Raw genomic sequence first — 12,089 nt, forward strand, 5'->3', positions numbered from 1 at the left:
TCTATTAATTTAAAATAAATAATACCTATTATGCTACCGCCTATAACTAAGCTAATTATAAAATATATTATGGGCTTAAAAGCATATTCAAACAAAATTTTTTTATTTTTCAACTTTATATCCTACCCCCCACACAGTGTGTATTATTTTATCATCTATATGATTTTCTATTTTTTCCCTTATCCTACTTATATGAACCATCACAGTGTTATTAGATTGGTAGTATTGTTCTTTCCATACCTTTTCAAAAATTTCTTCTGTACTAAATACACGCCCTTTATTACTAGCTAATAGATATAAAATATCAAATTCCCTAGATGTTAAAGGTATTTCAATTTCTCCAACAGTAACCTTATGTTTACTTTTATCTATATTTAAATTTTCTATTGTTATTATATCCCGACTATATTTTGATTTATTATTAAAATAATACGCTCTTCTAAGTAATGATTTCACTCTAACTGTAAGTTCTAATGGATTAAAAGGCTTTGTCATATAATCATCTGCCCCTGTCATTATACCTTGAATTTTATCCATATCTTCAGATTTAGCACTTAGCATTAATATAGGAATATCTAATTTTTCTCTTATCCTTCTACAAACTTCTATTCCATCTATACCAGGCATCATTATATCTAGTATCATCAATTGTATATCTTCTCTGTCTAATATATTTAAAGCTTCTATTCCATCTTCAGCTTTTATTACATCATATCCTTCATTTAATAAATATATTTCAAGAAGATTTCTAATTTCCTTTTCATCATCTACTACAAGTACTTTATTTTTCAAATTCCATCATTCCTATCTATATAATTCGTTTTTATATAATACTTCTACATTATTCGTTAATGTTTCACATAAAACAATTATAATATACTTTTATTGATTTAATTTAATTAATTTTTACTAGCTGTATACTCTTCTAATGTAGAATTATTTTCATATATTTCTTTAGCTACATCTTTCCCTACATATCTTATATGCCACGGTTCATATGACTTACCTGTTATATCTTCTTTTCCTAATGGGTATCTTAATATAAACCCGAATTTATGAGCATTCTCTGCTAACCATATAGCTTCTTTCGTACTACCTACAAACCATCTATCTTCATTAGTCACGTCTATACATAATCCAGTTTGATGTTCACTACTACCTGGCTTAGCCACATATTCATTAGCCTTTGTTAATCCATCCGAAATAACCTTTTTAGTATATATATCTTTTTGAGTTGCATAAGATCTATACGCTGATGTACCTAAAAAATTAATTCCTTCTTCTTTTGCTTGCTTAAATAACTCCTCTACTGCTTTTGACGCAACCTCTTCCATTTGTTTTTCTTCATTAGTTGCATTATCGATAAAAGGAATGTTTGGCACATCACTTTTATATGGTTTATAGTTTTCATCTAACTTATTATCATTGTTTACTAATAGCGTGTTTGTTATAATATTTGAGTTACTTTTATTTAATATTTTTTCTTGTATTGATGTTTTTCCTGGCGTTAATATTTTTACTAAAATAATTGTAACTGCTACTATTATTATAATAGGTACTATAACCCTAAATTTTTTCATAATCTATCTTCTCCTTTTAACCTTAACTACTACATTTTCAATGTAATTGTAGTGAATTTTTATAGGTTTATTTTAAAAGATAGATTTTAAATAACTTATAAGTAATTCTTAAGAGATCTTAAGTTTATTAATTTTGATGGAGGACACAAATATGACTATGCAAAAACTTCTTAGTAAAGCTCGTCAAGCTATACAAGATTTTGATATGATACAAGACAACGATAAAATAGCAGTAGGACTTTCTGGAGGAAAAGATAGTTTAACATTACTTCACATACTGAAAAACTATCAAAGATTCTCACCTCAAAAGTTTGAATTGATTGCAATAACGCTAAATCCTGGTGGTGTAGACAATTCACCATTATACAAACTTTGTGAAGATTTAGATGTAGAATTTCACGAAGTTCAAACTAATATAAAAGAAATTGTATTTGATATAAGAAAAGAGAAAAATCCATGTTCATTATGTGCCAACTTAAGACGTGGTGCGCTAAATGGTACTGCTAAAGAACTAGGATGTACTAAGGTTGCGCTTGGGCACCATAAAGATGATGCAATAGAGACTTTTTTAATGTCTATGCTATATGAAGGAAGAGTTAACTGTTTTTCTCCAAAGACGGTTATGGATAAACAAGATTTAACAATAATAAGACCTATGATTTATATAGAAGAATATATGACAAAAAAGGCCACAAGAGAATATAACTATCCAGTTATAGAGAATCCTTGCCCTGCCGATGGTCATACTAATAGACAAAATATAAAAGAACTTGTCCAAAGATTAAATAAAGAAATGCCAGGTTCAAAAAAGAACATATTTGGAGCTTTAAATAATCCTGATAAATTATTTATATGGGATAAAGAAAAAATAAAATAAATATAAAATCTTAAAAATATTATATATCTTAGGTATCAATCTATGAATTAATATTATATTATTCAATTCATAGATAATACGTCAAAATGACTTAAATTTTATTTTGGCGTATTTTTTTATCTATAATAATTGTAATATTATCTCATTGAAGTTTTTTATAGTACCTGAATCGTATAATTAAATCAGATAAATATATAAATAAAAAAGACACTTATGATACGCTTAGGTAACCGACTAAGATCAACAAAAGGATGGTCAAAAATGTATTTTAATTATATTAACATAAATTAGTTATAGTAACTCTAGTAGAAAAACATCAAATGAAGTTATGAAAAAATGAACTGTTTTGAAAATAATTAACTCATCATCCAAAACAATTCATTTAAATTTTATAAATTTTTATTAGTTTTAAGCTACACTAAACTTCCATAAATCCTTAGTTTCCTTCATGAAAATATCTATATCCCAAGTTTTATTGCTTTTTTCTTTACTATCAGGGTCATTCACTATTATATTTCCATCTTTATCTACGCCAGTTAAGACTATATAATGTCCTTGAGTTGTAAATGTTCCTGGACCCATAGTTGCTATTATTGGCTCTCCTTTTTTAAGAGTAGATATAATTACTTCTTTACTTAAAGGTATTTCTTTGCCCTTTAGTCCAAAGTTGCTTGCTCCATCAGTCATTAAACTCCACTTAGAGCCTATGCCCTCTACATAGTACCCGCTATTATAAGCAAAATCTGAAACTGCCTTTGGATTTATGTTTGTATTTCCTGTAAGACCTACCGCAACCATTGCTAAAGAAGTTGGTCCACATCCATCAATTGCAATAAAGTTTGAACCATATTTATCGTATCCCCATCTTTCGTCCCATTGAAGGAAAAGTGGTATTTCACCTTTTTTGTAATCATCTTTTACAGATATTTTTTTACTTGTTTTTGAATCATTATAGATATAATCTGAAACAAAATCTATAGTTTCAGGCTTTTTAGCTGCTAAATCTAATAAATCCTTAGGATATAAATCTATATTATTTAATATCTTTTTTACTTTTGGATATTCATTTGATTCTTCTACTAAACTAATTATAGTTGGATCATTTGAGTTTAAATTTTCTTTAGATATTAATTCATCCCCTTTATTTCCAGACATTGTATGCTTCCCCAATATGGCTACTAAACCTATACCTAATATAGCCGCTACGCCTATAATAGAATATTTAATATTCTTCTTCATCACTCTTTTTTTCTTCTTTTTATAGACCATTATGTCATTCTCCTTTTGATGCATATAAAAAACATCTAAAAGCTACCCTATATAGGTTTATTCTATACTTCATAGTTTCCAGGTGTTTTATTTTTACTATAATCTTAAGTCATTCAGCTATTTTCTAGTTGTATCAAACAACTTTGAGCATAATCACCTTCTAACATATTAACTAACTTGTCCATGTTCTTTAATTGAGCTTTATCAATTAATTCTGTAGTAATTTTAGATATTAAGTTTACAGTAGATTATATAAACTAATATCCTTTAGCTTAAGGTTCATCTCTTATTCTATATAACTAAATTACAATATATATTATAATCTATATTTTATAAAAATTTTATTAAGTAATTATCTGCATTATCATATTCCACAATGCTTATAAAGTAGTTTATTATTCAAAGTTACAACACCATCATTTTTGATATATCCATTAACGAAATTATATGTTAATATAATACCTTAATACAATTCTATAACATATTAATAATCAAAAAAGACGCTTATGATAAGCTTAGTTAATCAATTAAAATCAACAAAAGGAATATCAAAAATGCATTTTAACCATACTAACATAAACTAGCTAGCAAATCTAGAGGCAAGTTATTACTTAGGTGTAAAAGAGAGAGGCTTACTTCCAGTTACTTAGTGAACCATAGGTAATTTTCCTTATGTAAATTAACAATTTAGGATATAAAAATCTCTTTATCAATTAAACTTATATCTTAAGAAAATATAATTTTTATAACAAAAAAAGACTGTTTCCGTTACAGTCTTTTTAAAGGGCTATTAAAATTTTTATCAAATACTATTTAAGGGGGGTTAGTATTTTTATAGTTATAATTCTATATTTAGAAGGAGCATTAAGTATAGCTCCTCCTTTTATGTCAAATTCTTAAATGTCAATTTTTTATGTCCGTTCCTAATGCATATATCATCTTATGTCATTTCTTGTTGCCTATGTATACAATGTACTATATTTTTGTATAACTGTCCATAATACAAAATATTTTTTATAAAAAATTTACCTTTTATAACAAATTTAGTTTTTCTATAAATATTTTATAAATTTATATTTTAAAAATTCTTATAATGAATAAGTTCATAGAAATGCATTTAATATAACCGCTATGAACTTTGCTCCTTAAGAAGTCGGATCTGAAATTCAGAAACATATACCAGAATTTGAGCTTAGCTATAATGTAGACCCTATACGTCAATCTATTGCAGAATCTTGGCCTAATTCTATAGATTCATCTTGTGCAGTAGCAGAATGGGGATTTAAGTTCGAACATAATTTAAGTAAGATGACATCAGATATGCTTAGTAAATTATCATCAAAATAATATATAATACGTTTATATAAAATATATGTAATTATTTACATTCCATAGATTCTATCAATAGGAATTTAAGGTGTTTAAAGATTATTCCTATTGATAAAATCTATTTTTTTACTTTTTTAAAAAAAACAATTCTATATACATTATTATGGTTTTATTGTTTATTTAGATATACCTTCCGTTCTATATCCAATTTCTTTATTTGCTAGCCTATATGCTTCATTTATCATGTCCTCTTTAGACATGCTATTACCAATTAAACTATCTATGGTTATTTGATTTCTTTCACTAAAATATTTATCTGAAAGTTGATTTTCTATATCCTCTTGTTCGGCCACATCTCCTTCGTGTAGTATATACTTCACATTTATTCCATTTTCATTTAATCTTCTTCCAACTAATATACTCCTATGACATCTGATTGGATCTTGCATTGCCCCTAAAAGAGCAATTTTATATCCTTTTTTACACCCATCTTTTATTCTCTCTATCCCCTTTTTAAATATATCTTCTTTGCTTACTTTCTCAAAATCAGCAAATCCTTCTCTATTATAAGATTCTTTTGATCCTCTCCTAGCTCCAAATTCTTTTCCCATGTATATATATATAAATCCTTCTTTTCTTAAAGTTTTACAAAAATCTTCTCTATTGTATTGAATATTATACCTAGAATATGGAGTTTCTCTAATATCTACAACACAATTTATATTGTATTGATTTAACATATCTATAAGCTTTTCAATTGGATAATTAGAGTGACCTATCGCAAATACTTGCATAACTTCACCACCTTTTTTAATGCACTTTTACTTATATTTATATCCAAAATGAATTTATATAAATTCTATTATTTTAAATTAACTATTTAAATAATTAGTGTTTTTTATTATTATATCTCATAAACAAAAAATGATAGTCTATTGATGATTGATTTAATCTCATAGACTATCATTTTATTATTATATTTACTTTATATCTTTATAAGTTTAATCTACCTTCTCTATAGGTTTCGAAACTAACAAAATAACTTGAATCATTGTAGTTATTAATGATGTTTTTCTTTTATAAGCCATATATCTTCCATCCCAAGAATCACAGTATTTTTCTTTGAACTTCTTTAGACCTTGGAATGAATAGAATTTATGTCCATGTGAATATACCTTGGCAGCTATCTTCTCGCCTAGAAATGCATACTTTGATATACCTACATTTGATAATGGAGCCATACCCATATTAAATCTTGAGTATCCATTTTCTTTTCCCCACTCAAATAGATTAACGAACATGAAGTCCATTATTCCATTACAAGTTTCATGTGAAAAACGCATTAAGTCTATCGATAAAGTTTTATGACCATCATACATCGGCATAAAGTTAGCAAATCCCTTTATTTCACCATCTTTATTTTTAACTATAGATATTGGATTTCTACTTAAATACTCTACATCGAAAAATCCTATTGAGAATCCTTTTTCTTGTCTTCCACATAGCCATTCATCAGATACAGCTTTTATACTATCCATAAATTCATCACTGAAAGGAGGCTTTACAACTTCAAATGTATATTCTTCTTTACTAACTCTTGATATAGCATTTCTTACACTCTTCATTTTTCTTCCTTCTAATGTAAATTTATTTAAATCTACAGCTGCCTCTTCTCCTAATTTAAAGAACTCATATCCTGTTTCATGAAGGTATGGAATTAATTTATCATCTATAGCACAGAATGTTGGTATATATCCATATTTATCAGCTAACTCATAGAATTCCTGAATAGTATTAAATATATTTTCATCATTCCCTACTGGATTTCCTAATATAAATATCTTATTAGCATAAGTTTGATATTGTATTAAAACATCCTTATCTTTATTTATATAAACATACTTATCATTTAAATATATAAAGTGTATTATAGATGTCCCGCCAAATTTATTTAGTATATTTTCTACATCATCTTTACATTCTTCTAATTTCATCTTAGGGAATTCATTTTTACCATTCTTATAATATATAATACATAAGAATAATATGGCTATTATAAATCCAGCTATACTTAAAAACATTACATTTGATGATGCATTTGAAAATTGTATTTGATATTGAGTAAAAGGTATCTTTCCTACTTTTCCATGAACGCTTGCGTAGAAAGTATATAGATATAGTATTAAGAAAGATAGCAATATTATTACATCTTGTATAAATATTCCCCAACGCATTACAAAACTTTCTCTATAAAATTGTTTTTTACCAAGCCAAATTATAAGACCTACTATTACTAAATACAATGCTCTACCATAGTCCGTTCCTTGTGCGAAAGTCACCCCAATACATAAGGCAACTATTATTAAAGTTAATTTATAAATATTTTTTGATTTATAAATTAATAATCTAGACATAGCTATAAGTAAAAATCCTAATACTATGGCAAATTTATCTGGTATATATATTATTGATAGATGTGAGACTCTACTTATTATATTTATTTTATTTATAACTTCAGGAATAGCTTCTGATATTAACAGAATACTTCCTGTTAATAGTACAATAAGTACTATACCTATATGAGCCATTTTTGATAGTATAGTCATTACTATATCTCTTATATCATCATCTACAGTCTTCCACATTACATTTCCATATAAAATTAATCCTATAATTAATGGAACTATATAATAAGAAATTCTATATAGGAATATAGCTAATAAAACTTTCTCTGATGGAACATTTAAAGCTTGTAATCCTAGTATCATTGTCAAATCAAAAGAACCAAGTCCTCCTGGTGATAAACTTACAATAGCCACTATAATTGCTAGTACAAATACCGGGAATAATTTCATAAATGATATATTTGCATCTAGTACTAACATGATAGAGTATATTAAAACTATAGTTGTTAACCATTCTAATGCTGATATTCCCATTATAGTTACCGCATCTTTAATATCTTTTCTATCTTCATCATTTCCCTTAATAAACTTATATATGAAGTATATTGATATTGCCGGGAAATATACACTTATTATTAAAGTTAATATGCTTGTCCAATCATTTAACTTTAATGACTCAAAATTAGTGATGGCATATATGAAACTCACCATAGAAAAACCAGTTAAATTTAAAGCTACTATTTTTGATATCTCTTTTACAAGTAACTTTTTGTCCTTCACATAATTACCATAAAAATTACTCTTTAATGCTATGGCTGTACTTCCTCCAAATCCAGCTATACTAGCAATTGAACTAGCTATCCATGAGAATTTATATAACTCCCTGTTATCTAAGTTGATATTCACTCTTCTTTTTAGTACAAAATCGTAAAGACTTAAAGGAAGATATGAAATAATTCCTAAAAGTATTATTGTTATTGAGTTTATAAGCGTTAACTTATCTGCATATAGTTTAAATGTATTCATATTAAATGAAGAAACTACACTGATAAACTCTTTCATAACTATAACAAATATTACTAATGCTATTAAATACTTTAATGTATTTTTTAATTTTACTTTATTTATAATTATAATCTCCTCCTTTTATATTTCTGATAATAAGGCTATTTTACCATACTTTGACACAATATATCCTTACATTCTTCTTTATCTTATATAACAGATTTGTAAGAATTTAAATTTATTGTAAAAGTTTTGCCTGACAATATATATTATTCTACAAAAAAAAATAGATATTTAAAATCTATCCCTTTTTATTTTTAATAAACTTCTTAATACTATTGCTTTATATTACTAATAATGTTAAATATTCATACTATTTATTAATAATATAAATTTTAAAGATAACGGATTTATAGTTAACAATCTTTATAATAATTCCTTACATAATTCTTGTAAATACTTTTCAAATCTTATATTATCTTCTTTCTTCCTTTTTGATGGACCCTTTACTCGAGCACCTGAGCTTCTTAGTTTTTTTGATATATGTCTTGTAAATAGTAATTGGTCTATATTTTCATTTGTATACGCTCTTCCATTTTGATTTATTGGGTATCCTCCCTTTGAAAGTGCCATTGCAGCTAAACCGTAATCTTGAGTTACTATTATATCACCCTTATTTACTTTATTAACCAAAGAAAAATCTACGGAATCTCTTCCTTTTGATAAGACTATAGTTTCTACATTATACTTATCAAAGTTATGTGATGTATCACACATTATTAATACTTCTATATTAAATTTTTTAGCTACTTTTATTGTTATATCTACAACTGGGCATCCATCACCATCTATTAATATTTTCATAACTGTCCTCTTCTCTTTTATATCTAATACTACCCTATAGTATTTTACTCCATAACATTTATTATTTACAAAAAAATATGAACTAATTTTTAAATTAGTTCATATTTAAGCTAAAATATTTGTATGTACATCATAAATACTAAAAAAATTATTAATTATATTAAATTTATTATCTGTTTTTTATCTTCTATCTGATTTGAGTTAAATGTTGCTTTTATAATTAATGGATCCCCTCCTAGTATATATATTTTCCCCGTAAAATATAAGGCTTCATCTATATCATGTGTTACAAATAAAACTGTTCTAGTTTCTTCTCTCAAAACATTTTTGAAAGCCTTCATAATGTCATTTTTATTTTTTATATCTATCGATTTAAAAGGTTCATCCATTATTATAAGTTTTGATGGTTTAGCAAATGCTCTAGCGATATTTACCCTTTGTCTGATTCCACCGCTTAAACTTTGAGGATAATAGTTTTCAAAATCCTGTACTCCCACCAAGTTTAAGTATTTTTTGCAAATTTTGTCTAACTCACCTTTTTTATAGTCATTTTTTAATATTAACTTCAGATTTTCCTTTACTGTTAACCATTCTACAAGCCTATCCTCTTGAAATATGTAACTTATACTATTTGTATTTATACCTTCTATTTTTCCGCTATCTTTTTCTACTATATTGCTAATTATTTTTAGTAATGTAGTTTTTCCGCATCCTGATTTCCCTAATATAGTATTTACTCTATTTTCCTTAAATATAATATTAAAGTCTTTAAATATAACCTTATCATCATATTTCTTATATAAATTTTTTATCTTTATATCCATACTACACTCTCCATTTAAAGGACTTTTTAGTTATAAACTTATTAAGTATATCTAAAGCAAATGAAATCATTGCTATGATTATTATCCATGCAAATATAGCTTCTGTATTAAAATTCATTTTTTCATATTGAATTACTGTTCCTATTCCATACTTTGGTTGCCCGTGAACCTCTCCTGCTATAACCACTTTAAAAGCCAATGAAAATGTAGACACTAATAAATTAGTAACTTGAAACTTTATTAATGGAAAGTAGATATATTTAAGTTTGTCTATTTTTTTTACCTTATAGATGTTTGTCATCTCTATTATGTTTTTATCAACTCCTAAAATAGAACTTAATACACCTTCATATAATATGGGGAAAACTATAAATATCCCAACTATAAAAGGTGCGTTGTCCTTATCAAACCATATAAGAGCCAATACTACTAAAACCATAGTTGGGATAGATGTTGATAAAGCATTTACGGGTTTTAGTATGTTTCTAAATAAACTACTTCCTGAAGAAACTATACCTAAAAATATTGAACTTATTAAAGCTAATAAAAAACTTACTATTGTCCTGTAAGCAGAGCTAAGCACATTTATAAAAAAATCTTCACTTTTAAATATAATTAGAATATTAGCTAGAACCACTTCTACTGTAGGTAAATATATCGGATTATCTATAAGTGTCGCTAATATTTCCCAAATTATAATTAATAATATACAAGATGTAAGTATCTGTAATCTATCTTTCCATAAAAATTCCTTCATCTGGTATATTTCCTCCTAGTGACTTTGGATTTGAGTCGAATAGCTTTTTATAATAGTTTTTGTATATATCCTTGCTATCTTCTATAGGTACGAATTTAAGATTTGCTCTTTCAATAGATTTTACAATTATAGGTTTCTCTGTTGAAACTTCTATTTCTCCACAGTATGTAGCAAGTTCTGATGGGTTATCATTTGCCCATTCTATCCCTTCTTTAACATTATCTAAAAATTTATTAGTAAAATCTTTATTTTCTTCTAAAAAACTATTCTTAACTATAATAGTTGCTTGAGGATATCCATATTCTGAATCTGCTATTTCTTTATATTCATCATTTAAGCCTTTAAATATTTTCACATTTTCTTTTTTAGTCATGAGGGCACTAAGAGCTGGTTCTGGTACTATTGCTGTATTTTCTTTACCAGACACTATCATTGGTACTAATTCACTTGGTGAATTTACATAGCTAAAATTAACATCACTTTCAGTATTTAATCCCTTTTCAGATATTATATATTGTGCTGTTATGTCTGGTGTTAAACCCTTACCTATGTTCATAATATTTTTTCCTTTTAAGTCTTCATAATTATTTATATCTTCTGTTGAAACTATGTAAGATGAACCAAACCCTGTTGTTCCTGCTATTTGGTAATTCTTTGTTTTGTTATAAACTATAGATGCCATATTAGATGGTACTATAGCTATATCTGGTTCTTCTTTCATAACTGTTGTTGAAAGGGTTTCTGATGTCTTTTCTATCGTATATTCAATTTCATAATTTGACTTTATTTCTGGTTTCTCTTTTATTAATTTAGCTATTGCTATTGTTGGTAATCCATCTGGAGATACCACTTTTACAACCTTCTTAAATGTTTCGTCTTTAATACTTTCTGATTTTTCTTTATCAATAGATGCACAACCTGACAATATCCCCATTGCTATTATTCCTGTTGATAAAATACTTATAAACTTCCTCATCTCTAATCCCCCTTTTTTATAAATTCCCTATAACACTTATTTGTTCAAATAAATTCTGTAAACTTTATTAAAAGATTTAATTTTTCTATCCTTTATATTTTCTATATTTATAATTAATTTACCTTTTATCATGTTCTTTAGTTTATTAATTATTTACTAAATAATTTTAAAATTATTAATTATAATTTCTATTATTCTCAAAA

10 protein-coding genes are annotated in these 12,089 nt (G+C 26.3%); 1 reads left to right on the top strand and 9 read right to left on the bottom strand.

Annotation, left to right across the window (positions count from 1 at the left end; all coding sequences use genetic code 11):
* Positions 1–102: 102 nt before the first annotated feature.
* On the bottom strand, positions 103–792 hold the full coding sequence (locus FRIFI_RS13920; RefSeq protein WP_166506139.1) for a response regulator transcription factor: 690 nt from the start codon (positions 790–792) through the stop codon (positions 103–105).
* A gap of 107 nt (positions 793–899) precedes the next feature.
* Positions 900–1,580, bottom strand: coding sequence for a M15 family metallopeptidase (locus FRIFI_RS13925; protein ID WP_166506140.1), 681 nt, complete (start codon positions 1,578–1,580; stop codon positions 900–902).
* Between the two features lie 151 nt (positions 1,581–1,731).
* Between FRIFI_RS13925 and FRIFI_RS13930 the strand changes: the two genes are divergently transcribed.
* Positions 1,732–2,457: a tRNA 2-thiocytidine biosynthesis TtcA family protein gene (locus tag FRIFI_RS13930; protein ID WP_330405538.1), complete on the top strand. Its 726-nt coding sequence runs from the start codon at positions 1,732–1,734 to the stop codon at positions 2,455–2,457.
* Between the two features lie 408 nt (positions 2,458–2,865).
* Here the strand turns inward: FRIFI_RS13930 and FRIFI_RS13935 are convergent, their stop codons facing one another.
* From FRIFI_RS13935 to FRIFI_RS13965, 7 genes are all read right to left on the bottom strand, one after another.
* Positions 2,866–3,726, bottom strand: coding sequence for a C39 family peptidase (locus FRIFI_RS13935; protein ID WP_166506141.1), 861 nt, complete (start codon positions 3,724–3,726; stop codon positions 2,866–2,868).
* A 1,505-nt stretch (positions 3,727–5,231) separates the two neighbouring features.
* Positions 5,232–5,849, bottom strand: coding sequence for a DUF488 domain-containing protein (locus FRIFI_RS13940; protein ID WP_166506142.1), 618 nt, complete (start codon positions 5,847–5,849; stop codon positions 5,232–5,234).
* A 207-nt stretch (positions 5,850–6,056) separates the two neighbouring features.
* Positions 6,057–8,597, bottom strand: coding sequence for a bifunctional lysylphosphatidylglycerol flippase/synthetase MprF (mprF, locus tag FRIFI_RS13945; protein WP_330405630.1), 2,541 nt, complete (start codon positions 8,595–8,597; stop codon positions 6,057–6,059).
* A gap of 294 nt (positions 8,598–8,891) precedes the next feature.
* Positions 8,892–9,329 carry a YaiI/YqxD family protein gene (locus FRIFI_RS13950; RefSeq protein WP_166506143.1) on the bottom strand — a complete coding sequence of 146 codons (438 nt, stop codon included), beginning with the start codon at positions 9,327–9,329 and terminating at the stop codon, positions 8,892–8,894.
* Positions 9,330–9,484: 155 nt separating this feature from the next.
* Positions 9,485–10,153 carry an ATP-binding cassette domain-containing protein gene (locus FRIFI_RS13955; protein ID WP_166506144.1) on the bottom strand — a complete coding sequence of 223 codons (669 nt, stop codon included), beginning with the start codon at positions 10,151–10,153 and terminating at the stop codon, positions 9,485–9,487.
* 1 nt (position 10,154) lies between these two features.
* The gene (locus FRIFI_RS13960) at positions 10,155–10,910 is read right to left on the bottom strand and encodes an ABC transporter permease (protein WP_166506145.1); all 756 of its coding nucleotides are present in this window, start codon (positions 10,908–10,910) and stop codon (positions 10,155–10,157) included.
* Positions 10,885–11,886, bottom strand: coding sequence for an ABC transporter substrate-binding protein (locus FRIFI_RS13965; RefSeq protein WP_166506146.1), 1,002 nt, complete (start codon positions 11,884–11,886; stop codon positions 10,885–10,887). Before FRIFI_RS13965 ends, FRIFI_RS13960 begins: the two co-directional genes overlap by 26 nt.
* Positions 11,887–12,089 lie beyond the last annotated feature (203 nt).

Source organism: Romboutsia hominis (assembly GCF_900002575.1).
Classification (GTDB): domain Bacteria; phylum Bacillota; class Clostridia; order Peptostreptococcales; family Peptostreptococcaceae; genus Romboutsia_C; species Romboutsia_C hominis.

Excerpts from the sequence above, each read along its gene's own strand:
- FRIFI_RS13925 (WP_166506140.1), bottom strand. The coding sequence starts at position 1,580 with ATGAAAAAATTTAGGGTTATAGTACCTATTATAATAATAGTAGCAGTT.
- FRIFI_RS13930 (WP_330405538.1), top strand. The coding sequence starts at position 1,732 with ATGACTATGCAAAAACTTCTTAGTAAAGCTCGTCAAGCTATACAAGAT.
- FRIFI_RS13935 (WP_166506141.1), bottom strand. The coding sequence starts at position 3,726 with ATGGTCTATAAAAAGAAGAAAAAAAGAGTGATGAAGAAGAATATTAAA.
- FRIFI_RS13940 (WP_166506142.1), bottom strand. The coding sequence starts at position 5,849 with ATGCAAGTATTTGCGATAGGTCACTCTAATTATCCAATTGAAAAGCTT.
- FRIFI_RS13950 (WP_166506143.1), bottom strand. The coding sequence starts at position 9,329 with ATGAAAATATTAATAGATGGTGATGGATGCCCAGTTGTAGATATAACA.
- FRIFI_RS13955 (WP_166506144.1), bottom strand. The coding sequence starts at position 10,153 with ATGGATATAAAGATAAAAAATTTATATAAGAAATATGATGATAAGGTT.
- FRIFI_RS13960 (WP_166506145.1), bottom strand. The coding sequence starts at position 10,910 with ATGAAGGAATTTTTATGGAAAGATAGATTACAGATACTTACATCTTGT.
- FRIFI_RS13965 (WP_166506146.1), bottom strand. The coding sequence starts at position 11,886 with ATGAGGAAGTTTATAAGTATTTTATCAACAGGAATAATAGCAATGGGG.